This is a genomic window from Empedobacter sp. UBA6305, assembly GCF_002440405.1.
In the GTDB taxonomy this organism is placed as follows: Bacteria; Bacteroidota; Bacteroidia; order Flavobacteriales; family Weeksellaceae; genus Empedobacter; species Empedobacter falsenii_B.
In genome coordinates, this window is the sequence record NZ_DJTP01000041.1 from 1 (window position 1) to 25,888 (window position 25,888).

Consider the following 25,888-nt stretch of genomic DNA (forward strand, 5'->3'; position numbering starts at 1 on the left):
ACACTTTAAGAGACAGTCCTTTTTTTATTTTGATGTTTTTTGGCGTGCAATTCCTTCAATGTTGCTTTTTGTTCTGGCGTAAAAACAGCATTGATTTCATTAAACTCCTTTTGACGAACTTCTTTCATTTTCTTTTTCAATTCAATTTTTTCGTCTTTGTAGCTGTCCTCAATTTGTTTGATTTTGATGACTTGAGCATCTGTCAAGTTCAAATCTTTTTTTAATTGTTGTAATTTCTGCTCTCTCGATCCTTCATTTCTGTCTTGCGCTGAAGCAGTTGTTAAAGTGAAAGCAATTAATCCTAATCCTACATATTTATAAAATGCTGTTCTCATAATTATCAACTTTTTTTGTTTTATTTATTCTTAAGACTTCAAAAAATTAAAAAGGTTTAAAACGATAAATGTTAAAATTTTTCGGTTATGATGAAATCTTTTAAAAGATGTAACATTTGTGATGAATAATCGACCAATATTTTTTAAATTATTTTTGAAATCGATTAAACCTTTTCCAAAAAGGATTGTCAAACAAGTTGTAAAATTATAAAACTACAAAACGAAAAATTAAACAAATGAGGTTAAGAAGTTTATTTGCTTTGATTTTTATTTGTGTTTGTGCAGGATTGAATGCGCAAGAGCTTTTAAAAATTAAAGGGAAAGTCTTATCAAGTGAAAACAAACCTGTAGAATACACTACAATATCGCTTGAAAGCTCGGAAGATGGAGTTGTGGCAGAAGCGGCAACGGATGCAAAAGGAGAATTTACAGTAGAAGCAAAGGCTGGGCAATATGTTCTTGTGATTGAGCCATTGGGATACGATGTAATAGAAAAACAGATTAATTTAGAATCTGCATTAGATCTAGGTACTTTTACTGTAAAAACGACGCAAACAGTTTCGTTAGGAGCAGCAGTTGTAACAGCGGAAAAGCCAATTTATAAAGTAGAATTGGACAAAAAAGTGTATGATATGGCGAATGATCCAATGTCGCAAGGTCAAACATTGTCTGATGCTTTAGCAAATGTACCATCGGTTTCTGTTGATGCAGAAGGAAATGTTTCGTTGAGAGGAAATGATAATGTAAAATTCTTGATTGATGGAAAACCTTCGGGAATGTTGGGTGTTTCTGATGTAGCGGAAGCTTTAAAAAATATTCCAGCCGAAAATGTAGAACGTATTGAATTGGTAACAAACCCTTCTGCTCGTTACGAAGCTTCAGGTTCTGCGGGGATCATCAATATTGTATTGAAAAAAGGTTCTAATACAGGTTTTAATGGTTCTGTAACCTTGAATGGAGGAATTCCTAAAATGGTTGGAGGAAATGTAAACTTGAATTATAAAACAAAAAAATATAACATTTTTACAACTTTAGGTTCTCGTTATATGGATAGAGAAGGTGAAGGTTCTGCTTTTATGACAAGTTATAATGAAGGAACAGATGTTGTAAAACAATATAGATCTACAAACCGAGATAATAATAGAATTCGTAGAAATTACAACATTCGTTTGGGTGGAGAATATTATTTAGATGATAAAAATACAATGGGTTTATCTGCAGGTTATCGTTACAATAATGGAAATAACAATGCTTTAGTTGATTATAATTACTTTGATAATGCAATGACTTTCTTGAAGAATGAATATAATCTTCAGAAAGAGAAAGAAATTGAAAATAACTTTGATTTAGATTTTAATTATAAACACGAGTTTGATAAAAAAGGTCATGAATTTGCATTCACAGGACGTTTTTCGTCTCAAAAAGAAGACGAAGATGGTTTTGTTAATGGTTTAACAAAAGTATTAGACAAAACTACAGGTAACTATGTAGATGAAATTACAAATCGTATTACTGATAATTTAGAAGATCAGAAAAATGTAGTGTTGACAGCAGATTATGTTCGTCCAATTGGAGAAAAAGGAAAATTTGAATTAGGTGCTCGTGCAGATTTTAGCGATACGAAAACTAATAACAGAACATTCTTTTTAACTGACGCTGGAGATTATGAAGAAGATAGTAGATTCTTTGCAAATGTAGATAATCAACAAAATGTATTTGCAGCTTATACACAATATGGAAACGCAATTGGAGAAAAATTTCAATACTTCGCAGGTTTACGTTTAGAGAGTTCTGATATGAAAATCAAAAACTACACAAGCGGAGAAAATATTTCAAAAAAATATACAGATTTATTCCCAACATTAACATTGAATTATAAGTTTACTGAGAAAAACGAATTACAATTAAGTTATTCTCGTCGTGTTCGTCGTCCAATGGGATTCATGTTAATGCCTTTCTTTTCTGCAACAGATGATAGAAATGTAAGAAATGGTAATCCAGATCTTAATCCTACTTATACAAATTCATACGAGTTAGCTTATATCACAACTGTAGGAAAGTTGATGGTAACGCCAAGTTTATTTTACCAAAGAACAACTGATATGATTAATCAGTTTCAACGTAAAAATTATAACGATAACGGAGATGAAGTATTTATTACAAAACCAATCAACATTGGTGATGAAGATCGTTATGGTTTAGATTTAACAGCGACTTACAAACCAGCTAAATGGTGGAGTTTGATGTTCAATGTAAATTTATTTGGATACAATAGAACAGGTTTCTACGAAGAAACAAACGTTGTAAAAGATCCTGTAACAGGAGTAGAAAGTACAAAAGTAGATACGCAAGATTTCTCTGGAGACGGATTTAGTTCTCGTGGACGTTTGTCTTCTAACTTTATATTACCTGCAGATTTCAAAATTCAGGTTGCTGGAAATTATATGGGAAGCATGAAAACCGCTCAACAAAAAATTGAAGATAATTTGTCAATGGATTTCTCTTTATCAAAAGATTTGTTCAAGAAACAAGCTACATTATCTTTAAATATTCGTGACGTGTTCAACTCAAGAAAAAGAGAGTCTACTACTTATGGAGCAGATTACACTAATTACGAAAGTATGCGTTGGATGAAACGTTCAATTAACTTATCGTTTACATATCGTTTTAAGAAAACAAACGAAAGAGAAAAGAATAAAGAACAACGCCCAGATGGAGAAGAAATGGGAGGTGGAGAAGAAATGCAAATGCAAGCAGCTTCTTAAGAGTTTGAAAATAATCGATAAAAAAATGGATCGCAATTGCGATCCATTTTTTTATCATTTTGAATGAAAACGAATTATTTGTTTTTTAACAAATCACGAATTTCAGCCAATAATTCTTCTTGTGTAGGTCCTGCAGGAACTGGTTCTTCAGCAGGAGCTTCTTTTTTCAATTTGTTAATTCCTTTAATCATTACGAATAAAGCAAATGCAACAACTATAAAAGAAATAGCAGCAGCTAAAAAGCTACCATATTTAATTGCAGTCCCTGGTATTACTAATGCAGCTAAATTTTCAGCATTAATAGCTTTCAAAGCTGGATTTAAAATGGCTGGCGTAATGATATCTTCAACTAAAGAAGTAACAATTTTACCAAAGGCACCACCGATAACTACACCGACAGCTAAATCTACTACGTTACCTTTTACTGCAAACTCTTTAAATTCTTTAAAAAATCCCATAAGTCTATAATTTATTTCTAAGTTTATAATAATTCTAAGGTTGATTGATATCTAATCTATTTTTAGAAGAGATAAATAAGTATAAACCGATTAACATAAAAGGAATACTTAAGATTTGACCATTGTTTAATCCTATATTCAACATTTGAGCAACTGCTTCTTCTCCTTGATTTTCTTTATAGAACTCAACAACAAATCGTATTAAAAATAATAAAAATAAGAATATGCCTAACAAAGCTCCCAAATATTTTGTCTTATCTGTTTTGTTGTACATATAAAGCATAATAATTCCTAAGATAACATATCCAATCGCTTCATAAATTTGAGCTGGATGACGAGGAATTACTTCTCCATATCCCAAACTTTGTTGATGAAATTTTACTGCCCAAGGTAATTCTGATGCTTTTCCTACAATTTCTGAGTTGTAAAAATTTCCAATTCGAACCGCAGCTCCACCAAAAGGAACAACAACAGCAATACGGTCTAACAACCACAATACATTACGATGCAAATATTTTCTACTAAATAAATAGGAAGTTAAAATTACACCTAATGCAGCTCCGTGACTTGCAAGTCCACTAAATCCTACAAATTCGTAATCTTGTAATAATCCAAAGAAAGCACTTTGTCCTGGTGAGTGTTGTACAGGTAAGAAAACTTCGATTGGTCGTTCAATAAACGCAGCAGGATCATAAAAAATATATTCTCCGAGTCTTGCACCTACAATTGCTCCAATAAATGTGTAAAGGAATAAAGGGTCAAGTAATTCTTTTTTCTGATTTTCTTTCTTGAAAATATTTGACATCAAATACCAGCCTACTACAAAGGCAACTATCCAACATAAACTGTAAATATGTACTTTGAATCCTGCTATTTCAAATAAATAAGGTTTTGGATTCCAATCGATAAACGAAATTAAGTTAATCATTAATTTTTCTTTTTAGGTACAGGGTCGTATCCATGTCCTCCCCAAGGATGACAGCGACCAATTCTTTTTGTTCCGAGCCACAAACCTTTTAGCAAACCATGTTCTTTTAGCGCCTCTATCATATAAGAAGAGCAAGTTGGTTGATATCTACAATTGCTTCCCATCCAAGGAGAAATCGCTAATTGATAAAATCTTACCAACAGAATAAATGGTGTAACCAAAATTTTGTTCATCTCACAAAGTTAATCAATAACCGAAATAAAAAAGAATCAATCTAAAAAGTTTATGCTTTTGCTGATTGATTCTCTATACGATACGTGCTTAACGCATATTATTTTTTAGTATAACTCGCTGGATCTAATGCTTTGTAAGACCAGTTTTGTAAAAACTCTAACACAACTTTCGGATCATGTCCTTTCACTTCTTTGCTTTCAAGATAAGCTGAGTTTTGTGTGTGAATTAAATTTCCTTTCTCATCTAAAATTACAAAAACAGGAAATCCAAAACGCTCTGGGTGTTTCAATGCAGCTAACGTTTCTTCGTTTTTATTTTTTGGAGAATAATTTACATGAACCACTTCATAATTATTCGCAATATAATCTTTTACTTCTTGATTTTCTTTTGTCAATTTATCAAACATCACACACCAAGCACACCAATTACCTCCAATTTGCAATAAAACGTGTTTCTTTTCAGCAGAAGCTTTTTGCACCGCATTCGCAATATCTACTTTCGGATTTGCTTCTTCGCTATAAATTTTTGGTTTTTCAGTTTGTTGACCAAATGCAAAACTTAACGATAAAATCATTAAGCTAAAAAACATAGTTAATTTTTTCATTTCAAATTCTAAATATTAAGTCGAATTTACAATAAAAAATTATGCCGAAAACGTTTTTCTACGAATTAATAATCGTGTAATATAAATTTAGTTTTTCTTGAACAGAATTTATTTCATTATTTTTTTCGTTTTGATTAAATTGATTAATCATATTGATTGAGAATTTTGATTCAAATTCTAAACGGTCCAATTCTATTTCATAAAAATTAATTTGATGATGAATTTGTGTGAAATAATAATTCACCAATTCAACATACATCAATCTAAGTTCTTGATTTACTCTGATAAATTCTACAAATTCTTGCAATTCGACCAAAAACTCAATCATTTGTTTATTGATTTCTGATTGTTTATCTTTTAGTTCAATCTTTTTCAAATAATCAGTTGATAAAGCAATTTTATCACCCAAAAGTTGGTGCTTTCTTGTTAAAATTAAAGCACATTCTAACGCTTTCTTCATCATTTTAATTTTTATTCTAACACAAAGAAAATAAATCTAAATGCCAAAATATGTCGCCCAAAAAATCATTCATTTTGACAAAACATTCCCTAACTTTGAAATCTAAACAAGATTTTATGAATGCGCCTTTAGCTGAAAGAATGCGTCCAAAAACGCTTGAAGAATACATTAATCAAAAGCATTTGGTGGGCGAAAACGGACCAATAAAAATGATGTTGCAACATGATATGATTGCTTCGATGATTTTTTGGGGACCGCCAGGGACAGGAAAAACGACACTAGCTCAATTGATTTCCGAATTAACTGATCGACCATTTTATACGTTGAGCGCCATAAATTCTGGTGTGAAAGAAGTGCGTGAAGTAATTGAAAAAGCAAAGAATCAAAATTTGTTTTCGGGAACGAAAAATCCGATTTTATTTATAGATGAAATTCATCGTTTCAATAAATCGCAGCAAGATAGTTTGTTGGGTGCGGTAGAAACTGGTTTGGTGACTTTGATTGGAGCGACAACCGAAAATCCAAGTTTCGAAGTTGTTCCAGCTTTGCTTTCGCGTGCACAAGTTTATGTGTTAAAACATCTTGAAAAAGAAGATTTAGTTGATTTAATTGAACGAGCTATAAAAAAAGATGCAATTTTATCTAAATTAAATATTGAATTAGTTGAAACAAATGCATTATTAAGATATTCGGGCGGTGATGCAAGAAAATTATTGAATGGTTTGGAGTTGGTAATTAATAGTTTTTCTCCAACTGATAAAATCATCATCAACGATGAAATTGTGCATGAACGTATTCAGCAAAATTTAGCGCGTTATGATAAAACGGGTGAACAACATTATGATATTATTTCAGCTTTTATCAAATCGATTCGTGGTTCAGATCCAAATGGAGCGGTTTATTGGTTAGCTCGAATGATTGAAGGTGGTGAAGATTTGAAATTTATTGCGCGAAGAATGTTGATTTCAGCTTCCGAAGATGTGGGAAATGCAAATCCAACAGCGATGATTTTGGCGAATAATACATTTCAAGCTGTTTCGGTGATTGGTTATCCAGAATCTCGTATTTTATTGAGTCAATGTGCGGTTTATTTAGCAAATTCTCCAAAAAGTAATGCAACTTATTTAGCGATTGGTAAAGCGCAACAAGTTGTGAAACAAACAGGGGATTTACCTGTTCCGTTGCATTTACGAAATGCACCAACTAAGTTGATGAAAGATTTGGATTATGGAAAAGAATATAAATATTCGCACGATTTTCCAGGAAATTTTGCTGAACAAGAATTTTTACCAAATGAAATTTCGGGGACGACTTTTTATGAGCCAGGAAATAATAAGCGAGAACAAGTGGATAAACAATCGCTGAATCAAAAGTGGAAAGGTAAGTATGGATACTAAAAATAAAAATCTCAGTTAATCAAGTTTAACTGAGATTTTAAGGTTTGGTTGATTTTTTTGGTTTAGATTGGTTTTATATGATAATAGGTTGGTGATTGTATATATACAAGGTTTGTGCCAAAACTTAATAAAAAGTAAAAAATTGATTAAAAAAAAGAAAAAATTAAAGTTTTTCGATTTAAAAAAGGAATTTATATTTATAAAATAAAGAAAATGAAACAAATACAAATTATAAACGGACCTAATTTAAATTTACTTGGCGTTCGCGAACCAGAGATTTATGGAACACAAACTTTCGAAGATTTTTTTGAAAATGAATTGAGAAAGCAATTTCCAGAAGTTTCGTTGCATTATTTTCAATCAAATCACGAAGGAGATATTATTGATAAATTGCACGAAATTGGTTTTAAATATGACGGAATTATCTTGAATGCTGGTGCGTATACGCATTATTCGTATGCGATTGCAGATGCGATAAAAGCGATTACGACTAAAGTGATAGAAGTTCATATTTCGGATATTTATGCGCGCGAAGATTTCAGAAAAAATAGTGTAACAGGTGAAAGTTGTCTAAAAATTATTTCAGGAAAAGGTTTACCAGGTTATGTTGAAGCTGTGAATAATTTTGTGAAATAATTAATAATCATTATCTTAACAAGATTAAAATCTATTACCTATGGATAAAATTATTTTAGGATTAATCTTTGGATTAACCATTATTAGCTGTAATTCGAAAGCTGATAAAAACAATACAGAGCAAAAAGCTCAGGCAATGACGGCTTGTGAACAAGCGGCAATAACACCAGGGATATCTGCGGCTAAAAAAGAGCTGATTACAAAATATTGTGACTGTTCGACAGATAAAATGATGGATGAATTTACATATACAGAAATGATGCAAATGAATAATCCAACACCTGAATTACAAGAACGATTAATGAAATTAATAGAACCTTGTATCAATGATTTGAAAACAAAATCTGCTGAATTAGGAGAGTAATAAACAAAAAAGTCGGAACTATGTTCCGACTTTTTTAATATTCTTTTTTGTATTGTTCTTTCTTAAACTCGTCTACAAGATGTTCGTTCAAACTATCAATGTAGCCTAAGATTTCTAATTTACCAATTTTACTCGAAGCCGAACTTGTAAATATTTTTGGTAATTCTTCCCAAGTTTTTAATAACTCGTTTTTGTAGTGATTCAAGTTTTTTTGCATTTGTGTACTCGTTAGTTTGTCTAATTTTGTAAACACAATCGCAAACGGAATTTGTTTGTTTCCTAACCATTCCATAAACTGTAAATCTATTTTTTGAGGCGTGTGTCGAGAATCAATCAATAAAAAAACATTGACCAAGTTTTTACGAAACTCAATGTAATCATAAATCATTTTATTGAAACCACCACGAACACCTTTTGGTGCTTTAGCAAAACCATAACCAGGTAAATCGGCTAAATACCAAGTATCGTCCATTTCGAATGTATTAATCAATTGAGTTTTACCTGGAGTTGCAGAAGTTTTAGCTAATGCTTTTTTATCTGCTAACATATTGATTAATGATGATTTTCCAACATTAGAACGCCCAATAAATGCGTATTCTGGTTTGAAAGGATCTGGACAATCTGTATATTTTTGCGAACTTTTTACGAATTCAGCTTTTTTAATCATAATTATGCTTTAGTGGCTGGATCTAATTGTTTTTCGATTAGCCATTTGTATAAAATTTCGTTGAATAATTCAGGGTGTTCCATCATTGGAGCGTGCCCACATTTATCAATCCAAAATAAAGAAGCGTCTGGTAATTCTTCTTCAAATTCTATTGCAACTTCTGGTGGAGTTACATTATCTTGTTTTCCCCAAATCAAACAAACAGGCATTTTGATGTCTTTTAAATCATCTTTCATGTTAGATTTGATCGCGTCTCTTGCGATATATAAAGTTTTGATAGCTTTATTTCTGTCATTTACAGTGTCAAAAACATCATCTACAATTTCTTTTGTAGCGATAGCAGGATCGTAAAAAACTTCGCGCGTTTTACGTTCTACATATTCGTAATTACCACGTTTTGGATAAGTTTCTCCAAAAGATTTTTCGTACAAACCAGAACTTCCTGTTAAACAAAGTGCTTTTACATATTCTGGATGTCTGTGACAAACCATCAAACCAATATGTCCTCCTAAAGAATTTCCAACTAAAATAGCTGGTTCTTTAACGACTTCTTCAATAAAATTTGCAACATGTTTTGCAATATTTTTGATATTAGTATTGATGACAGATAAAGAATATAATGGCAATTCTGGTGCGAAAACCTTATATCCTCTTTGTGCATAATAATTTGTAAGTGAGCTGAAATTGCTAAGTTCACCCATTAATCCATGAAGCAAAACAATTGGTTGTCCTTCTCCTTCTTCTATGTAAGAGAACTTATCTTTTTTCTTTAAGCTAAAAAACATTTACTCGATATTAAGTCGACAAATTTAATTAATTATATTTTTTATTTCGTGGTTTATATGAAAAACTTTAACAATCCATATTAATCACTTATCAAAACAAGGTCTATATAAACATTATTTCTCATTTTATACATGGGGTTAGCGTTAGAAAAAACATAACTATCTGATACTAAATTTTAAATTGTTGATAACTATTTCAATAAAAGTGGTAAAAAATGGTAATTTGTGGTAATATTTTATTTATTTTTGGAAAAATTCTATCATGAATTCATTAATTGGAACATATGAGTGTAAGGTAGATACAAAGGGTAGGCTCCCAATACCAGCGGGTTTGAAGAAACAACTTGCTGAATGTTTGGAAGATGGCTTTGTGTTGAAAAGATCTGTGTTTCAAAATTGTTTAGAGCTGCATCCAATGAAAGAATGGGAAAAAGTGATGAATGATTTGAATAAATTGAATCGATTTGTGAAGAAAAACAATGATTTTATTAGAATTTTTACGGCTGGATTAAAAATTGTCGAAGTTGATGCAAATGGAAGGCTACAGATTTCAAAAGATTTAGTGAAATTTGCAGAAATTAATAAAGAAGTTGTTCTGAATTCTTCTGTAAACATGATCGAGATTTGGGATAAAGACAAATATGAAGAGTCGATTAATGTAGACGATTTAGATTTTGCTTCTTTGGCAGAAGATGTAATGGGAAATTTAGGAGAAGATGAGTGAATATCATAATCCGGTATTATTAAAAGATAGTGTTGATGCGTTAATTATTAACGAATCAGGTATATATGTAGATTGTACGTTCGGGGGTGGAGGACACTCACGTGAAATATTAAGTCGTTTGGATAAAAATGGGAAATTATTTTCATTTGATCAAGATGTAGATGCGGTTCGCAATAAAATTGATGATGATCGATTTGAGTTAGTTGAACAAAATTTTAGATTCTTGAAAAATAATTTAAGATTTCGTGCAATAAAACAAGTTGATGGTGTTTTGGGTGATTTGGGAGTTTCTTCTCATCAGTTTGATACGCCAGAACGTGGTTTTTCAACTCGCTTTGATGGAGAGTTGGATATGCGAATGAATCAGAATGCAAAATTATCTGCCAAAACAATTATTAACGAATACGAAGAAGAAGATCTTGCGCGTGTTTTTTATGATTATGGAGAACTGCAAGGTTCGTATCGTTTGGCAAGAGAAGTTGTGAAAGCAAGAGCGGATAAACAAATCAATACAATTGATGAGTTGAAGCAAATTTTTTCATTCATTCCAAAAATGAAAGAAAATAAATTTTTCGCTCAAATGTTTCAGGCTTTACGTATCGAAGCAAATGATGAAATGGCTGCATTGAAAGAGATGTTGACGCAATGTGGAGAAGTGATAAAACCAGGTGGACGCTTGGTGATTATTTCGTATCATTCGTTAGAAGATCGCTTAACAAAACGCTACATGAAAAACGGAATGTTTGAAGGAGAACCAGAACGTGATGTTTTTGGAAATTGGTCGGCGCCTTTCAAACCTTTACAATCAAAGGTGATTGTGCCAACGCAAGAAGAAATTAATGAAAATCCAAGAGCGCGTAGTGCGAAAATGCGTATTGCGGTTCGTAATGAGGATTAAGAAATAGGAATGGCAAAAAAGAAAAAAATATTACCAGAGAAAAAAACTTTTATAGGTTTGTTGAGAGGTGAGTTTTTAATCAAAACTGGCTCAGAACAAAACTGGAAGTTTATGTTGTATCTGGTAGGTTTGGCTTTTTTGAGTATTTCGAGTTCGCATTTAGTTGATCGAAAAGTGGTTCGAATCGCTGAGTTGCAAGATAAAGTAGAAGATTTAAAATCTCAATATACAGATAAGCATCGCGATTTGATGCGTATGCAATTAGAAACGGAAATTTTGGAGCGTACAGCAGTGTATGGTTTGAAAATTCCAGATAAACAACCTTATTATATAGTAGACAAAGTTTATGACGAAGTCAGCGAAAAATAAAAACAATATTGTCATCAAAGGATGGGTATTTGCCGGCGCACTTGCGATTTGGGCCATCTTTATTGTTGTTTTTATGTTTCGAATTAATATTGTAGAAGGGGTTGAATTAGAGCGTTTTGCTGAAAAGAATAATTTTAGATTAGATACCGTTACGGCGGAGCGTGGTAATTTATATGCTTCTAATGGTGCATTAATGGCTACAACTGTTACAAAACACAATGTTTATGTGGATTTGACGGTGATCAAAGATGAATTATTCAAAACAGAAATGCACAATCTTGCCGATTCTTTAGGTAAGATGTTTACAAAATCTCCCTCTTATTTTTACGACAAATTTTCTACAGAACGTAAAAAGAAAAATCGTTACATGATGTTGGTGAAAGATTTGGATTATGAGCAATATCAACGCATCAAAAAATTTCCAATCTTCAACAAAGGTCAAAACAAAGGTGGATTTATTCATGAAACTGAGTCAAAACGAGAGTTAATTGTTCAAGATATTGGTGTTCGTACAATTGGTTACGATGATCAACGCGGAAAAGTTGGGTTAGAAGGAGCTTATTCTGACTTATTAAGCGGTATTGAAGGTCGTCGTTGGGAGCAATTTATGGGACGTGGAAAATGGAAACCAATGAAAAGTTGGGAGCAAGAGCCCCAAGCGGGTTCATCAGTTTACACAACAATAGATGCCGATTTACAAATGGTTGCTTACGATGCTTTGTACAAACAACTTTCTGAATTTGAGGCGCAACACGGAAGTGTAGTCGTGATGGAAGTTCAGACAGGGAAAGTTCGTGCAATTGTGAATTTATCTCGTAAAAAAGATGGAACATATATAGACGATTATAATTATGCGGTTGGTGAAGCTGCAGAACCAGGATCTACTTTCAAAACAGTTTCGTTGCTTGCAGCAATGGATGATGGTTTTATTAATAAAAACTCGACAGTAGAAACGGGAGGTGGAAGTTATAAATTCTATGGTCGTACGATTACAGATACACACGGATACGGAACATTGACTGTAGATGGCGTGATGAAAAAATCGTCTAACATTGGTACAGCTAAAATTATAAATAAATATTACGGAGAAAATCCAAAAGCTTTCTTCAAAAAAATGGATAAATGGCATATGACTTCGCCTCTTGGAGTTGATATTCTTGGAGAAGGAAGTCCAATTATGCACCGTCCAGATAGTAAATCTTGGAGTAATATTACGTTACCTGTAATGGGTTATGGATATGGTTTACAGTTAACTCCAATTCAAATTGTGACTTTCTACAACGCAGTGGCAAATAATGGTAAAATGTTGAAACCATTATTTATGGATAAAATCACACGTAAAGGTGAACCTGATAAAATTTTCGAACCAGTTGTTTTGGTTGATCAATTAACTTCTTTGGAAAATGTAAAACAAATGCAAGAAATGCTTCGAGGAGCAGTAGAACAAGGAACGGGACGTATTATTAGTAATAGTAATTACGATATTGCTGGTAAAACAGGTACTGCTCGTGTTGATTATTGGAAGCGAGACGGTAAAGGAATGCAATATCGTGCATCATTCGCAGGATATTTTCCAGCAGAAAAACCAAAGTATTCTTGTATTGTTGTTGTGCACAAGCCAAATACAGCCAAAGGGTTTTATGGAGGTAGTGTAACTGCTCCGGTTTTTAAGAAAATTGCCGATTGGGTATATTCAAAAACTCCCATACCTTTGCCACGCGATTTAGTAAAAAAGAACGCGGTGAAAGAGTTTAAAAAAGGAGATGATATTAATGTTAGTAATTCTAAAAATATAGTGCCAAATGTGACTGGTCATACAGGATCTAAAGCAATTCCGGTATTAGAAAATTTAGGGTTAGATGTACAATATTCAGGGTTTGGAAAAGTAACAAATCAATCCATTCCTGCGGGAACAAGATTTAAGAAGGGTGAGACAATTTATTTAATGTTGGAAGGATGAGAAATTTAGTTGATGTATTATATAAAGTTTCCATCTCAGAAACGATTGGTTCAACAAAAGTTGAAGTCAATAATATTCAATTTGATTCAAGAAAAGTATCAAACGATGATGTTTTTGTTGCTGTAAATGGAGTTACAGTTGACGGTCATCAGTATATAGAAAAAGCGATTGGTTTAGGTGCTAAAGCAATTGTTTGCGAAGTTTTGCCAGAAAATTTAGTTGATGGAATAACGTATGTGAAAGTTGAAAATTCAACGATTGCATTAGGAATTTTAGCTTCTAACTTTTATGGAAATCCAACAAAAGATTTAAAACTTGTTGGAGTTACAGGTACGAATGGAAAAACAACAACGACAACTTTGTTGTACGAATTGTTTACAAAATTAGGTTATGCTTGTGCATTAATTTCGACGATTAAAATTGTGATTGATGGTGAAGTGATTCCGTCTACCCATACAACGCCAGATATTTTGACATTGAACAAAATGTTTCGCGAAGCGGTAGATAGAGGATGCGAATTTGCTTTTATGGAAGTTTCTTCGCACGGAATTCATCAAAATAGAATTGCTGGTTTGCATTTTGAAGTGGCTGGATTTACGAATATCACACACGATCATTTAGATTATCACAAAACGTTTGCAAATTATCTTGCAGCAAAAAAGAAATTCTTCGACGATTTGCCAAAAACGTCTACGGCAATTTCGAATGCAGATGATAAAAACGGAAAAGTAATGCTTCAGAATACAGTTGCTACGAAAAAATTGTATGCGCTAAAAACTGATGCAGATTTTAAAGGAAAAATTATTGAACACCAATTTGATGGAATGCAATTAGAATTCAATGGAAAAGAATTCTGGACATCATTAATTGGTCAATTCAATGCATATAATTTATTATTAGTTTTTGGTGTAGCGTCAATTTTAGGACAAGATGAATTAGAAGTTCTAAAAGCGTTGAGCACACTTGGAAATGTTGATGGTCGTTTTCAAACATTCAAAACAGAATCAGGAATTATCGTAATCGTAGATTATGCACATACGCCTGATGCGTTAGAAAATGTATTGGATACAATAGAAGGAATTCGTACCAAAAATGAAAAATTAATAACAGTTGTAGGTTGCGGTGGAGATCGTGATAAAACAAAACGTCCTGAAATGGCGGATATCGCGAGCGAAAAATCTAATCTTGCCATTTTTACATCAGATAATCCAAGAACAGAAGATCCAGAAGAAATTCTTCGTGAGATGGAAGTTGGTGTAAAAGCACAATTTTATAATCGCACCTTGAAGATTACAGATCGAAAAGAAGCTATAAAAACAGCACTTAAAATGGCCGAACCAAAAGATATTATTTTAATAGCGGGAAAAGGTCACGAGACGTATCAAGAAATTAACGGAGTAAGAACACATTTTTCTGATGTAGAAGTTGCATCAGAATTGAGTAAAATATTGAACAAATAAAGAATGTTATACTATTTATTTGATTATTTAGAAGGTATTCATTTTCCTGGAGCGCGTATGTTTCAATACACGTCTTTCCGTGCGGGAATGGCAATTTTATTGGCAATGTTCATCAGTTTGTTTTACGGAAAACGAATCATCAGTTATTTACGTAAAGAACAAATGGGCGAAATTGTTCGTGATTTAGGTTTAAAAGGGCAAGTCGAAAAAGCTGGAACGCCAACAATGGGTGGTTTAATCATCATTTTGGCGACATTAATTCCGACTTTACTTTTTGCGAGATTAGATAATATTTACATTATTATTTTGTTGGTTTCAACAATTTGGTTAGGTGTGATTGGTTTTTTAGACGATTACATCAAAGTTTTTAGAAAAAACAAAGAAGGTTTACAAGGTAAATTTAAAATTTTAGGACAAGTTGGTCTTGGAGTTGTAGTTGGATTAATGCTTTATTTCAGTCCAACAGTTACTGTAAAACATCAAGAAAATAGAGTAAAAACAGCTGTAGGAATAGAACAAACAGAATACAACCGACAAATAAAATTTGGTCCAGAAGAAAAAACATTAGAAACGACAATGCCTTTTGTAAAAGGAAATGAATTCAACTATTCTGATATTTTGTTTTGGATGGATGCGCAAGATCGACCAACATGGGCAGTTGCAGCGATTTTTATTTTTGCGGTAATTTTTATCATTACAGCAGTATCGAATGGAGCAAATTTAACAGATGGAATCGACGGTTTAGCAGCAGGTAGTTCGGCTGTGATTATGGCGGCAATCTCGATGTTTGTTTTCGTTTCCGGAAATTTAATGTTCGCCGATTATTTGAACATTATGTTTATTCCGCGTTCAGAAGAAGTCTTGATTTTCTGTGGAGCTTTCCTTGGAGGTTTGATCGGATTTATTTGGTATAATACCTATCCAGCTCAAGTGTTCATGGGAGATACAGGAAGTTTAACAATCGGAGGAATTATTGCTGTTTTAGCAATTATCGTTCGTAAAGAATTATTATTACCAATTTTGTGTGGAATATTTTTCGCAGAAAGTTTATCAGTAATGTTACAGGTGTCTTATTTCAAGTACACGAAAAAGAAATTTGGTGAAGGTCGTAGAATCTTTTTAATGTCTCCTCTACATCACCATTTTCAGAAGTTAGGTTATCATGAAAGTAAAATCGTGGTGCGTGCAATTATCATCGGAATCATTTTAGCGGTAATTAGTATTATTACCTTAAAGATTAGATAAAAAATGAAAAGATTAGTCGTTTTAGGAGGAGGAGAAAGTGGCGTAGGAACAGCTATTCTTGCGAAGAAAGAAAACTTTGATGTTTTTCTTTCGGACATGGGACAAATAAAAGACAAGTATAAACAACTTTTGGAGGAGCACGGAATTGCTTATGAAGAAGGTCAGCACACAGAAGAATTAATTCTGAATGCCGATGAAGTAATGAAAAGTCCAGGTATTCCAAAAAAATCAGCGCTAATTCAGAAATTAGAAGCGAAAGGAATTTCAATTATTTCTGAAATTGAATTTGCGTCTCGTTATACAGATGCAAAAATTATTGCGATTACAGGATCTAATGGAAAAACAACAACAACAAGTTTGATGTTCCATATCCTAAAGCAAGCTGGATTAAATGTAGGATTAGGTGGCAACATCGGAAAAAGTTTTGCAAAATCTGTAGCTGAAGATAACTTCGATTATTATGTACTAGAAGTAAGTAGTTTTCAGTTAGATGATATCAAAATAGATTTCAAACCGTATGTTGCAATTTTACTGAACATTACACCAGATCATTTAGACCAATACAATTATCAGTTTGATTTGTATGCAAAGGCTAAATTCAGAATTACTGAAAACCAAGATGAAAACGATTATTTTATCTACAATTTGGATGATCCAAAAACAATGGAGATGATTGATAAGATTGATATTCGAGCTCATCGCAAACCGTTCACAATGATGGATGCAACAAATGAAGCATACGCAAACAATGAATTGTTCCGTGTGAACGATTCGAATGGTGATTTTACAATGTTAGTGAATGATTTAGGATTAATTGGTAAACACAATGTTTCTAATTCATTGGCTGCGGCTGTAGCTGCAAAAATTATTGATATCAATAATGAGGAACTAAAAAAGAGTTTGTCTGATTTTAAATCGGTTGAACATCGTTTAGAGCCTGTTTTGACAATTGGAGGAATAGATTTTATCAACGATTCTAAAGCAACAAATGTGAATGCAACATATTTTGCTTTGGAAAGTATGACGAAACCAGTTGTTTGGATTGTTGGAGGAACTGATAAAGGAAACGATTACAACGAAGTTTTACCTTTCGTGAAAAAGAAAGTGAAAGCAATTGTTTGTTTAGGTGTTGATAACGCAAAAATTGTTGATTTTTTCAGTCCATATATCGATACAATTGTTGAAACAAATACAATGAAAGATTGTGTAGAACAATCATATAAATTAGCAACAAAAGGAGAAACGGTTCTTCTGTCACCAGCTTGTGCAAGTTTCGATTTGTTCAAAGGTTACGAAGATCGTGGAGATCAATTTAAAGAAAACGTACGCAAATTATAATAACATAACCAACCAATGTCTAACATCGTACAAAAATATTTTAAAGGCGATAAACCGCTTTGGGCTTTCATTTTATTGTTAGCACTATTTTCGTTCTTACCTGTTTATTCTGCAAGTTCTAACTTGGTGTATACGGTAGGATCGGGAACTATTTTTGGGCATTTAGGTAAGCACGCTGTGATTTTATTAATTGGTTTATTTATCATTTATGGATTACAACGTATTGATTATCGTTGGTTTGGTTTGTTTGCTTTAACAGCGGTTGTTATACTTTCTGGAGTTTTGGCAATAACACTCGTACAAGGACAAACCATTGGAGGTGCAAATGCTGCGCGTTGGTTAACTATTCCAGGGACTGGAATTGGTATTCAGCCTTCGATGATTGCTTCGCAAGCGTTGTTGATTTATATAGCTCGTTATTTAACAAAAAATAGAGACAAAGAATATACATGGAAAAATACAGCAGTTCCATTATTCTTACCAATTATTGTAATTGTAGGATTAATCTTTCCTTCTAATGGTTCAACAGCGTTGATGTTAGCTGGAATGTGCGGAATATTGTTGATTATTGGTGGATTTCCATTCAAATATTTATTTACAATTGCCGGAGTAGGTTTAATACTCGGTGGCGGATTCGTGTGGATGGCTTTATCTCGACCAGATTTAGTAACAAATTCTCGTGTGCACACATGGATGTCACGTATCGAGAAATTTAATGACGATTCTGGATTAGAAAGTTATCAAGTTTTACACGCAAAAGCTGCAATTGCGAGAGGATTGAATGAAATGGCTGGACCAGGAAAAAGTGTTTTCAAACAAACTTTACCGCAGTCATCATCCGATTTTATCTTCGCGATTATTGTAGAAGAATATGGTGCAATTGGTGCAATTCTATTAATCGGAATTTTCCTTCTGATTTTAATACGGATTTGTATCATCGCATCTAAAATTCATACCGTTTTTGGTACGCTACTTGTATTTGCAGTGGGCTTACCAATTATTATACAAGCGATGGTAAACATGGCGGTAGCGGTTAATTTAATTCCTGTAACAGGGCAACCATTGCCAATGATTAGTTACGGAGGAACATCCATTTGGATGACATGTATTTCGTTCGGAATAATTTTGAGTGTAAGTACTCAGATTAAATCGCAAGAAGAATTAGAACAAGATAGAAAAGTATTAAGTGAAGAATACATCGAAGACATCGCCTAAAGTTTTAATAAGCGGCGGAGGAACAGGTGGACATATTTATCCAGCCATTGCAATTGCAGACGAAATAAAACGTCGTTTGCCAGATGCACAAATTTTGTTCGTTGGAGCAGAAGGAAGAATGGAAATGGAAAAAGTGCCAAAAGTTGGGTATGACATAAAAGGTTTACCAATTTCTGGATTTGATAGAAGTAACATGAAAGCGAATTTAAAGTTCCCTTTCAAATTGATAAAAAGTTTAAATCTTGCAAAGAAAATCTACAAAGATTTTCAGCCAGATTTAGCTGTTGGTACAGGAGGTTATGCAAGTGGACCAATGTTGTGGGTAGCGGGAAGTAAAAATGTTCCGATTTTATTACAAGAACAGAATTCGTTTCCAGGAGTTACCAACAAAATTTTGAAAAATAAAGCTAGTGCTATTTGTACAGCTTACGAAGGAATTTCTCAGTTTCCGCAAGAAAAAGTGCATTACACAGGAAATCCTATTCGTGCCGAAATTTTTCAAAATTTACCTTCAAAAGCAGAAGCAATTTCAGCTTTTGGATTAGATCCAGAAAAACCAACTATTTTATCAGTTGGTGGTTCACAAGGATCAAGAGCAATGAACAATGCTTGGTTAGAAAACCTTGACGAATTTGTTGCAAGTGGCGTTCAATTGATTTGGCAAACAGGAAAGTTAGATTATCAAAAAATCAAAAATTTGGTTGGCGATAAATATCCAACGATTCATGTAACCGAATTTATTTTCAACATGAAAGATGCTTATGCAGCTTCGGATATGATTGTTTCTCGTGCAGGAGCAATGGCGATTTCGGAATTGTGTATTGTAGGAAAAGCAACTATTTTGCTTCCATTGCCAACAGCGGCAGAAGATCATCAAACCAAAAATGCACAAGCATTGGTTGAAAAGGATGCAGCGATCATGGTGAAAGATGCAGATGCAAAACAAATTTTAGTCAAAGAAGTAATTGCTTTGGCGAATAATGAAGAATTAAAAAATAAATTATCTCAAAACATTAAGCAATTAGGGAAACCGTACGCAACAAAAAAGATTGTAGATATATTATTGAATTTATTATAATGAATATTTTAGATAAAACATATTATTATTTCATCGGTGCAGGAGGAATCGGAATGAGTGCTTTGGAACGTTTCTTCAAGTCAATCGGAAAAGAAGTTGTAGGTTATGACAAAACACAAACCGAGTTAACAACTGAATTGATTGCTGAAGGAATTGATATTCATTTTGAAGATAACATCGAGTTAATTCCAGCAGGAATTAATCCAAAAAATACGTTGGTAATTTATACGCCAGCAGTACCAAAAGATCATTCAGAACTAAATTATTTTTTAGTGAATGATTTTAAAGTCATGAAACGTTCAGAAGTGTTAGGTGAAATTACCAAACATACATACAATATTGGTGTTGCGGGAACACATGGAAAAACAACGACTTCATCTATTTTAGGACATATCCTAAAAGTTGCGAATGTAGAATGTACAGCTTTTTTAGGTGGTATTGCAGAAAATTACGATTCGAATATCATCTTAAATGGATCTAAATATACAGTTGCAGAAGCCGATGAGTTTGACCGTTCTTTCTTACGTCTTTCTCCAAAATTAGCGATTATCACAAGTGATGATGCAGATCATTTGGATATTTATGGTGAGCGTGATGAAGTGAAAAAATCGTTTCAAGAATTTGCGGCAATTGTGGAAGAAAAATTATTTGTTCACAAAGGTTTGCCTTTCGAAGGAGCTTTTACGTATGGAGTAGATTTGGACGCAGATTATGATGGACACAATGTAAGAATTATTGATGGACATTATGTGTTTGATGTAAAAACGCCAAACGGTTCATTGACAGACGTTGGAATTTTATTACCAGGCCATCACAATATGGAAAATGCGGTTGCGGCTTTGGCTGTTGCAGATTATATGGGTGTTCCTCATGATAAAATTAAAGAAGCTTTATCAACTTTTGTTGGAGTTAAAAGACGTTTTAATCGTTTCGAAGCAAATGGAAAAATTTACATCGACGATTATGCACATCATCCAACAGAATTGAATGCAGCAATTCGTTCAGTTCGTGAACTTTATCCGGGTAAAAAAGTGTTGGGAGTATTTCAGCCTCACTTATTTACACGTACAAGAGATTTCGCAGAAGAGTTTGGACAAAGTTTATCGCAGTTAGATAGTTTGATTTTATTAGACATTTATCCTGCCAGAGAGTTACCAATCGAAGGAATTACTTCAAATTGGTTGCTAGAAAAGGTGAATTTAAATGAAAAAATAGTATCTTCATTAGAAGATAGTTTAGCAAACATCAAAAAACAAGATTTTGATGTATTATTGACTGTTGGAGCAGGAAATATTGATACAATTGTTAAACCAATAAAAGAGTGGTTAAGTGAAGCGTAAATTGAAAATCATAAAAGTGATTTTTGGAGTTGCCTTGCTAATCGGTTTGATTAGTTTTACGGTAATTAAGAATGCTTCGCGTACTGTGAAAAAAATTGACGTGGCGTTTGTTCAGCCAGTTGATAATTATTTTATTAATGATGAATCGATAAGAGAAATTATCAACAAAGATGGAAAAGACATTCTGAAACAATCTCTACGAGAGGTGAATGTAAAAGAAATCGAACAAAAAGTAAGTGAGAGTCCTTTTGTGGATTCTGTACAAGTCAGTAAAGATATCAACGGACATTTACGACTTGACATAAAAGCAAACTCAGCAGTAGCAAGAATAAAGACGCTGAAAAATGAATTTTATTTGACAACAAAAGGCGGAAAAATGCCTTTATCTAAATTAAATTCAGCGGATGTAATTTTAGTTTCTGGTGATGTAAAACCGAATGAATATGAAGATTTGAGTAAATTTGTTCAAGCTTTGAAAGCTGACGATTTATTAAAAAATCACATCATAGCCATTCAAAAAGTGGGACAACGTTCTTTTAATTTAATTGTAAACACAGGAAACTATTATATAGAATTAGGAACTTTAAACAACTTTGAACAGAAGTTACATAATCTAAAATTATTCTATAATCAATACATTGATTTTATAGGAACTGAAGATTATGAAAAATTGAGCTTGAAATTTGTAAACCAAGTTGTAGCAACCAAACGAATAAAAAATGGAGAACAATAGTAAGATTGCAGTTGGCTTAGACATAGGGACTACAAAGATTGTAGCGCTTGTCGGACGAAAAAATGAGAACGGAAAAATCGAAATTCTTGGACACGGACAAGCAAAAAGCTTAGGTGTACACAGAGGTGTTGTAAATAATATTACACAAACCATTAACTCGATAAAAGAGGCAATTGATAAGGCTGAAAGATCATCTGGTGTCAAAATTACTGATGTTACTGTTGGTATTGCCGGACAACATATTCGTAGTTTACAACATAGCGATTACATTACTCGTACCAATTCAGAAGACGTGATTGATGATAATGATTTAAAGTTATTAACAAATCAAGTTTACAAATTGGTCATGTTACCTGGAGAAGAAATTATCCATGTTCTTCCTCAAGAATTTAAGGTTGATAACGAAGGTGAAATCCGCGAACCAATCGGTATGTACGGAAGCCGTTTAGAGGCTAATTTCCATGTGGTTGTAGGACAAGTTTCATCCATCCGAAATATTGCACGTTGTGTAAAAGCTGCTGGTTTACGTTTGGCAAGTATTACTTTAGAACCAATTGCATCATCTAGTGCTGCGCTTAGCGAAGAAGAGAAAGAAGCTGGTGTTGCATTGATTGATATAGGTGGTGGAACAACGGATATTGCAATTTTTAAGGATAATATTATTCGTCACACATCTGTTATTCCGTTTGGAGGAAATGTGATTACAGAAGACATTAAAGTTGGATGTTCTATTATTGGAAAGCAAGCCGAAGCTTTAAAAGAAAAATTTGGTTCTGCTTGGCCAGGAGAAAATAAAGAAACTGAAATTGTATCGATTCCTGGTTTAAAAGGACGCGAAGCAAAAGAAATATCATTAAAAAGATTGTCACAAATTATTCATGCACGTGTGCAGGAAATTTTGGAACAAGTATATTTGGAATTGAAAAACTACGGTTGCGAAGATCAAAACAAAAAATTGATTGCAGGAATCGTTTTAACAGGTGGTGGATCTAAATTGAAACACATTCGTCAACTTACAGAATATGTAACAGGAATGGATGTAAGAATTGGATACTCTAACGAACATATTGTTGGTGCAAAAGCTGAGGAAATTAGCGGACCAGAATATGCAACATCTGTTGGATTATTAATGAAAGGTTTAGAAGAATTAGCGGCGAATTATCAGCACGAAATTTATGAAAAACCAGTTATTAATAATTTAAATAACCAAGAAGAATTAGAAATTGGAATTCAACCAACACAACAAACTAAGACTGTGAAAGCTGAAATTGTTGTTGAGGAAGAAATTATCCAAAAACCAAAAAGAGAAGAAGTAGTAGACGAATTCTTGGATCAAGAAATTGGTGAAAAGAAAGAAGCTAAATCTAAACCAGAAAAGAAAAATTTCTTTTCGAAATGGACGGATAAATTTATCCAAATGATCAACGAAACTGAATAATAAGAATAAACTAGAATAAATTACGAATCAATTTAATAAGAAGAATATGAGTGATATGTTAACAGGAGATATTGTGTTCAACTTACCAAAGAGCCGATCTCAAGCTATCAAAGTAATCGGAGTAGGTGGTGGAGGTAGTAATGCCGTAAACTACATGTTTGAACAAGGAATTGCAGGTGTAGAATTTGTAATTTGTAATACGGACTCTCAAGCATTAGCAAATAGTCCAGTACCAACAAGAATTCAATTAGGACAAGCAATAACAGAAGGTTTAGGAGCTGGAGCAAATCCTGAGGTAGGAGAGCAATCTGCTATCGAAAGTATGGATGATGTAAAAGCTGTTTTAGACGAGGGTACTAAAATGGTATTTATTACTGCCGGAATGGGTGGTGGTACAGGAACCGGAGCAGCACCAGTAATTGCTGGTATTGCAAAAGAAATGGATATCTTAACAGTTGGGATTGTTACAGCGCCATTCTTTTTCGAAGGAAGAATGAGGTTGGAACAAGCCGAAAAAGGTATCGAAAAATTAAGACAAAATGTCGATTCATTAATTGTTATCAACAATGATAAATTACGTGAATTATACGGAAACTTAGGTTTCAAAAATGGTTTCTCGAAAGCTGATGAGGTTTTAACAACAGCAGCTAAAGGAATTGCAGAAGTTATTACTCAACACTATGCAATGAACATCGATTTACGTGATGCGCGTACAGTACTTAAAAATTCTGGTACAGCAATCATGGGATCTGCGCAAGGTTCTGGTGAAAACAAAGCGAAAGACGCAATTTCTTCTGCTTTAGATTCTCCATTGTTAAACAACAACAAAATTACGGGTGCACGTAACGTATTGTTATTGATTTTGTCTGGTAATAACGAAATTACAATGGATGAAATCGGTATCATCAATGATTACATTCAACAAGAAGCTGGTAATAGTGCAAATATTATCATGGGTATTGGTGAAGACTTAGATTTAGGAGATTCTATCTCTGTAACTGTTGTAGCAACTGGTTTTCCTACAGAAGATCAGGCGTATACAGGAAAAGAGGAACAAAAAATTGTACATACATTAGAGGAAGAACAACCAATTAATAAAACGTTATCAGTTGAGCAACCTTTTGTGAATCGTGTAAAACCAATGACGTTAGATTTTGGTCGTTCTAATGCTTCTCAGCAAGCACCACAAACGCCTCAACAAAATCAAACGCCAGAGGCTCCTCAAAATAATTATCGTCAAGCAGATATTAACCAAAGTTTTCAACAACAAACTTATCACAATACGCCAGAAGAATCTTTCGAAGAAAATAATTCTCCAAAGCGTTATGTTTTAGATGATATTGATGATGAGCCAGTGCAAGAGAGACGTTCTTATGATGATTTCGAACCACGTTTGAAATCAGATTTTAATCGTCCGCAAGAACCAACGAATAATGTAAATAATAATCAAACATATAATTCATATTCTAATCCTGTAGCTTCAGAACAGTCAAATTATCCTCAAAATAATTATGCTGGATATCAAGCTCCAAAGAACGAAGGATATGGAAATGTAGAGCCAGTTCAATCTAATGTAGCTCATTCTGTTGCTCCACAAGCTGAAGAAGTACAAGTTGCTATAGATCCATTTAGTCAACCAATTGAGCAATCAAATGATCCTGAATTGAATAGTATGATTGAAGAAAGAAGAAATCGTTTGAAACAATTTAATTTTAAATTCAACAACACGATGACAAATTCTCAAGTAGACGAATACGAAGCAATTCCTGCTTATAAACGTCAAGGATTGAATTTATCTGATCGTAATGATAATCAATCTTCTGATTTTTCTGTAGGAACTAATCGTAACAACGAAACGCAAATTCGTCCAAACAATTTTCTACATGATAACGTAGATTAATAAACGATCACTCGTAAAAAATATTCTTATTATAGAAAAGGTTCATTGCTTTTGCGATGAGCCTTTTTTTGTCTTAAATTTGTAGTCTAAAAGCAAAACAAATGAATTTAGAAACTCAAATAATGGCACAGTTAAAAGAAGCGATGAAAGCTAAAAATACTGTTGCTTTAGAAGCTTTAAGAGCTGTAAAATCTGAATTATTATTAGCAAAAACATCAGGTGCTAACGGAGAATTATCAGAAGATCAAGAAATTGCTTTATTACAAAAATTAGTAAAACAACGTAAAGAAGCTGCTGAACAATTCGAAGCAAATGGACGTGCTGAATTAGCTGAAAAAGAATTGGCACAAGCAGAAGTTATTCAACAATTTTTACCTGCTCAATTATCAGACGAAGAATTAACAGCTGCAATTACAGAAATTGTTGCAGAGGTTGGCGCTACTTCTCCAAAAGATATGGGAAAAGTAATGGGAGCTGCTTCATCTAAATTAGCTGGTAAAGCGGAAGGAAAATTAATTTCAGCTAAAGTAAAAGATATTTTAGCTAGTTTATAATTG

Annotated in this window: 26 protein-coding genes; 18 read left to right on the forward strand and 8 right to left on the reverse strand. The window is 33.2% G+C overall.

The window, feature by feature from the left end; all coding sequences use genetic code 11:
* Positions 1–5: 5 nt before the first annotated feature.
* On the reverse strand, positions 6–335 hold the full coding sequence (locus B3M86_RS09595) for a Spy/CpxP family protein refolding chaperone (RefSeq protein WP_291075851.1): 330 nt from the start codon (positions 333–335) through the stop codon (positions 6–8).
* Positions 336–571: 236 nt separating this feature from the next.
* Between B3M86_RS09595 and B3M86_RS09600 the strand changes: the two genes are divergently transcribed.
* A complete protein-coding gene (locus tag B3M86_RS09600) occupies positions 572–3,100 on the forward strand; it encodes an outer membrane beta-barrel family protein (RefSeq protein ID WP_291075849.1) in 2,529 nt (842 codons plus the stop codon).
* A gap of 74 nt (positions 3,101–3,174) precedes the next feature.
* Here the strand turns inward: B3M86_RS09600 and mscL are convergent, their stop codons facing one another.
* From mscL to B3M86_RS09625, 5 genes are all read right to left on the reverse strand, one after another.
* Positions 3,175–3,558 carry a large conductance mechanosensitive channel protein MscL gene (mscL, locus tag B3M86_RS09605; RefSeq protein ID WP_180905160.1) on the reverse strand — a complete coding sequence of 128 codons (384 nt, stop codon included), beginning with the start codon at positions 3,556–3,558 and terminating at the stop codon, positions 3,175–3,177.
* 34 nt (positions 3,559–3,592) lie between these two features.
* Positions 3,593–4,486, reverse strand: a complete 894-nt coding sequence (gene lgt / locus B3M86_RS09610) for a prolipoprotein diacylglyceryl transferase (protein ID WP_219034371.1) — start codon at positions 4,484–4,486, stop codon at positions 3,593–3,595.
* Entirely contained in the window at positions 4,486–4,719 is a 234-nt protein-coding gene (gene yidD, locus B3M86_RS09615) for a membrane protein insertion efficiency factor YidD (RefSeq protein ID WP_125349653.1), read from the reverse strand. Before yidD ends, lgt begins: the two co-directional genes overlap by 1 nt.
* A gap of 98 nt (positions 4,720–4,817) precedes the next feature.
* The gene (locus tag B3M86_RS09620; RefSeq protein ID WP_125349652.1) at positions 4,818–5,324 is read right to left on the reverse strand and encodes a thioredoxin family protein; all 507 of its coding nucleotides are present in this window, start codon (positions 5,322–5,324) and stop codon (positions 4,818–4,820) included.
* Positions 5,325–5,382: 58 nt separating this feature from the next.
* The gene (locus B3M86_RS09625; protein WP_115001760.1) at positions 5,383–5,787 is read right to left on the reverse strand and encodes a hypothetical protein; all 405 of its coding nucleotides are present in this window, start codon (positions 5,785–5,787) and stop codon (positions 5,383–5,385) included.
* Between the two features lie 113 nt (positions 5,788–5,900).
* Here B3M86_RS09625 and B3M86_RS09630 point away from each other — a divergent pair, with 113 nt between their 5' ends.
* The 3 genes from B3M86_RS09630 to B3M86_RS09640 all read left to right on the forward strand — a co-directional run bounded on the left by B3M86_RS09630 (position 5,901) and on the right by B3M86_RS09640 (position 8,181).
* Positions 5,901–7,181 (forward strand): replication-associated recombination protein A, encoded by a 1,281-nt coding sequence (locus B3M86_RS09630; protein WP_291075853.1) that lies wholly within the window; start codon positions 5,901–5,903, stop codon positions 7,179–7,181.
* Positions 7,182–7,394: 213 nt separating this feature from the next.
* Entirely contained in the window at positions 7,395–7,817 is a 423-nt protein-coding gene (locus B3M86_RS09635) for a type II 3-dehydroquinate dehydratase (RefSeq protein ID WP_038332802.1), read from the forward strand.
* 40 nt (positions 7,818–7,857) lie between these two features.
* Positions 7,858–8,181: a hypothetical protein gene (locus B3M86_RS09640; RefSeq protein WP_038332805.1), complete on the forward strand. Its 324-nt coding sequence runs from the start codon at positions 7,858–7,860 to the stop codon at positions 8,179–8,181.
* A gap of 34 nt (positions 8,182–8,215) precedes the next feature.
* On the opposite strand, the gene yihA is transcribed toward B3M86_RS09640, so the two are convergent.
* Positions 8,216–8,848, reverse strand: coding sequence for a ribosome biogenesis GTP-binding protein YihA/YsxC (yihA, locus tag B3M86_RS09645; RefSeq protein WP_084106860.1), 633 nt, complete (start codon positions 8,846–8,848; stop codon positions 8,216–8,218).
* 2 nt (positions 8,849–8,850) lie between these two features.
* A complete protein-coding gene (locus B3M86_RS09650; protein WP_038332809.1) occupies positions 8,851–9,633 on the reverse strand; it encodes an alpha/beta fold hydrolase in 783 nt (260 codons plus the stop codon).
* A gap of 262 nt (positions 9,634–9,895) precedes the next feature.
* Here B3M86_RS09650 and mraZ point away from each other — a divergent pair, with 262 nt between their 5' ends.
* From mraZ to B3M86_RS09720, 14 genes are all read left to right on the forward strand, one after another.
* A complete protein-coding gene (mraZ, locus tag B3M86_RS09655) occupies positions 9,896–10,357 on the forward strand; it encodes a division/cell wall cluster transcriptional repressor MraZ (RefSeq protein WP_038332815.1) in 462 nt (153 codons plus the stop codon).
* Complete coding sequence (gene rsmH, locus B3M86_RS09660; RefSeq protein WP_115001750.1) at positions 10,350–11,255, forward strand: 16S rRNA (cytosine(1402)-N(4))-methyltransferase RsmH; 906 nt, start codon at positions 10,350–10,352, stop codon at positions 11,253–11,255. Before mraZ ends, rsmH begins: the two co-directional genes overlap by 8 nt.
* A 9-nt stretch (positions 11,256–11,264) precedes the next feature.
* A complete protein-coding gene (locus B3M86_RS09665) occupies positions 11,265–11,624 on the forward strand; it encodes an FtsL-like putative cell division protein (protein ID WP_280035432.1) in 360 nt (119 codons plus the stop codon).
* Positions 11,602–13,584: a penicillin-binding protein gene (locus tag B3M86_RS09670; RefSeq protein ID WP_280049296.1), complete on the forward strand. Its 1,983-nt coding sequence runs from the start codon at positions 11,602–11,604 to the stop codon at positions 13,582–13,584. The genes B3M86_RS09665 and B3M86_RS09670 overlap by 23 nt, the downstream gene beginning before the upstream one ends.
* Positions 13,581–15,044 (forward strand): UDP-N-acetylmuramoyl-L-alanyl-D-glutamate--2,6-diaminopimelate ligase, encoded by a 1,464-nt coding sequence (locus B3M86_RS09675; RefSeq protein ID WP_286494794.1) that lies wholly within the window; start codon positions 13,581–13,583, stop codon positions 15,042–15,044. Before B3M86_RS09670 ends, B3M86_RS09675 begins: the two co-directional genes overlap by 4 nt.
* Positions 15,045–15,047: 3 nt before the next feature.
* Positions 15,048–16,289 carry a phospho-N-acetylmuramoyl-pentapeptide-transferase gene (gene mraY / locus B3M86_RS09680; RefSeq protein ID WP_291047154.1) on the forward strand — a complete coding sequence of 414 codons (1,242 nt, stop codon included), beginning with the start codon at positions 15,048–15,050 and terminating at the stop codon, positions 16,287–16,289.
* A gap of 3 nt (positions 16,290–16,292) precedes the next feature.
* Positions 16,293–17,627 carry a UDP-N-acetylmuramoyl-L-alanine--D-glutamate ligase gene (gene murD / locus B3M86_RS09685; RefSeq protein ID WP_291047153.1) on the forward strand — a complete coding sequence of 445 codons (1,335 nt, stop codon included), beginning with the start codon at positions 16,293–16,295 and terminating at the stop codon, positions 17,625–17,627.
* 15 nt (positions 17,628–17,642) lie between these two features.
* Positions 17,643–18,842, forward strand: coding sequence for an FtsW/RodA/SpoVE family cell cycle protein (locus B3M86_RS09690; RefSeq protein ID WP_180905153.1), 1,200 nt, complete (start codon positions 17,643–17,645; stop codon positions 18,840–18,842).
* Positions 18,814–19,920 carry an undecaprenyldiphospho-muramoylpentapeptide beta-N-acetylglucosaminyltransferase gene (gene murG, locus B3M86_RS09695; RefSeq protein WP_286494790.1) on the forward strand — a complete coding sequence of 369 codons (1,107 nt, stop codon included), beginning with the start codon at positions 18,814–18,816 and terminating at the stop codon, positions 19,918–19,920. Before B3M86_RS09690 ends, murG begins: the two co-directional genes overlap by 29 nt.
* Positions 19,920–21,260, forward strand: coding sequence for a UDP-N-acetylmuramate--L-alanine ligase (gene murC, locus B3M86_RS09700; protein ID WP_221855345.1), 1,341 nt, complete (start codon positions 19,920–19,922; stop codon positions 21,258–21,260). The genes murG and murC overlap by 1 nt, the downstream gene beginning before the upstream one ends.
* Positions 21,250–21,993, forward strand: a complete 744-nt coding sequence (locus tag B3M86_RS09705) for a cell division protein FtsQ/DivIB (RefSeq protein ID WP_038332842.1) — start codon at positions 21,250–21,252, stop codon at positions 21,991–21,993. The genes murC and B3M86_RS09705 overlap by 11 nt, the downstream gene beginning before the upstream one ends.
* Entirely contained in the window at positions 21,980–23,431 is a 1,452-nt protein-coding gene (ftsA, locus tag B3M86_RS09710) for a cell division protein FtsA (protein WP_291047152.1), read from the forward strand. Before B3M86_RS09705 ends, ftsA begins: the two co-directional genes overlap by 14 nt.
* 55 nt (positions 23,432–23,486) lie before the next feature.
* Positions 23,487–25,331, forward strand: coding sequence for a cell division protein FtsZ (gene ftsZ / locus B3M86_RS09715; RefSeq protein WP_286494801.1), 1,845 nt, complete (start codon positions 23,487–23,489; stop codon positions 25,329–25,331).
* 101 nt (positions 25,332–25,432) lie between these two features.
* Positions 25,433–25,885 (forward strand): GatB/YqeY domain-containing protein, encoded by a 453-nt coding sequence (locus B3M86_RS09720; RefSeq protein ID WP_125349638.1) that lies wholly within the window; start codon positions 25,433–25,435, stop codon positions 25,883–25,885.
* The last annotated feature ends 3 nt before the right edge of the window (positions 25,886–25,888 follow it).

What these genes read in the sequence shown, in the direction of transcription:
- B3M86_RS09595 (WP_291075851.1), bottom strand. Translation starts at nt 335, where the DNA reads ATGAGAACAGCATTTTATAAATATGTAGGATTAGGATTAATTGCTTTC.
- B3M86_RS09600 (WP_291075849.1), top strand. Translation starts at nt 572, where the DNA reads ATGAGGTTAAGAAGTTTATTTGCTTTGATTTTTATTTGTGTTTGTGCA.
- mscL (WP_180905160.1), bottom strand. Translation starts at nt 3,558, where the DNA reads ATGGGATTTTTTAAAGAATTTAAAGAGTTTGCAGTAAAAGGTAACGTA.
- lgt (WP_219034371.1), bottom strand. Translation starts at nt 4,486, where the DNA reads ATGATTAACTTAATTTCGTTTATCGATTGGAATCCAAAACCTTATTTA.
- yidD (WP_125349653.1), bottom strand. Translation starts at nt 4,719, where the DNA reads ATGAACAAAATTTTGGTTACACCATTTATTCTGTTGGTAAGATTTTAT.
- B3M86_RS09620 (WP_125349652.1), bottom strand. Translation starts at nt 5,324, where the DNA reads ATGAAAAAATTAACTATGTTTTTTAGCTTAATGATTTTATCGTTAAGT.
- B3M86_RS09625 (WP_115001760.1), bottom strand. Translation starts at nt 5,787, where the DNA reads ATGATGAAGAAAGCGTTAGAATGTGCTTTAATTTTAACAAGAAAGCAC.
- B3M86_RS09630 (WP_291075853.1), top strand. Translation starts at nt 5,901, where the DNA reads ATGAATGCGCCTTTAGCTGAAAGAATGCGTCCAAAAACGCTTGAAGAA.
- B3M86_RS09635 (WP_038332802.1), top strand. Translation starts at nt 7,395, where the DNA reads ATGAAACAAATACAAATTATAAACGGACCTAATTTAAATTTACTTGGC.
- B3M86_RS09640 (WP_038332805.1), top strand. Translation starts at nt 7,858, where the DNA reads ATGGATAAAATTATTTTAGGATTAATCTTTGGATTAACCATTATTAGC.
- yihA (WP_084106860.1), bottom strand. Translation starts at nt 8,848, where the DNA reads ATGATTAAAAAAGCTGAATTCGTAAAAAGTTCGCAAAAATATACAGAT.
- B3M86_RS09650 (WP_038332809.1), bottom strand. Translation starts at nt 9,633, where the DNA reads ATGTTTTTTAGCTTAAAGAAAAAAGATAAGTTCTCTTACATAGAAGAA.
- mraZ (WP_038332815.1), top strand. Translation starts at nt 9,896, where the DNA reads ATGAATTCATTAATTGGAACATATGAGTGTAAGGTAGATACAAAGGGT.
- rsmH (WP_115001750.1), top strand. Translation starts at nt 10,350, where the DNA reads ATGAGTGAATATCATAATCCGGTATTATTAAAAGATAGTGTTGATGCG.
- B3M86_RS09665 (WP_280035432.1), top strand. Translation starts at nt 11,265, where the DNA reads ATGGCAAAAAAGAAAAAAATATTACCAGAGAAAAAAACTTTTATAGGT.
- B3M86_RS09670 (WP_280049296.1), top strand. Translation starts at nt 11,602, where the DNA reads ATGACGAAGTCAGCGAAAAATAAAAACAATATTGTCATCAAAGGATGG.
- B3M86_RS09675 (WP_286494794.1), top strand. Translation starts at nt 13,581, where the DNA reads ATGAGAAATTTAGTTGATGTATTATATAAAGTTTCCATCTCAGAAACG.
- mraY (WP_291047154.1), top strand. Translation starts at nt 15,048, where the DNA reads ATGTTATACTATTTATTTGATTATTTAGAAGGTATTCATTTTCCTGGA.
- murD (WP_291047153.1), top strand. Translation starts at nt 16,293, where the DNA reads ATGAAAAGATTAGTCGTTTTAGGAGGAGGAGAAAGTGGCGTAGGAACA.
- B3M86_RS09690 (WP_180905153.1), top strand. Translation starts at nt 17,643, where the DNA reads ATGTCTAACATCGTACAAAAATATTTTAAAGGCGATAAACCGCTTTGG.
- murC (WP_221855345.1), top strand. Translation starts at nt 19,920, where the DNA reads ATGAATATTTTAGATAAAACATATTATTATTTCATCGGTGCAGGAGGA.
- ftsA (WP_291047152.1), top strand. Translation starts at nt 21,980, where the DNA reads ATGGAGAACAATAGTAAGATTGCAGTTGGCTTAGACATAGGGACTACA.
- ftsZ (WP_286494801.1), top strand. Translation starts at nt 23,487, where the DNA reads ATGTTAACAGGAGATATTGTGTTCAACTTACCAAAGAGCCGATCTCAA.
- B3M86_RS09720 (WP_125349638.1), top strand. Translation starts at nt 25,433, where the DNA reads ATGAATTTAGAAACTCAAATAATGGCACAGTTAAAAGAAGCGATGAAA.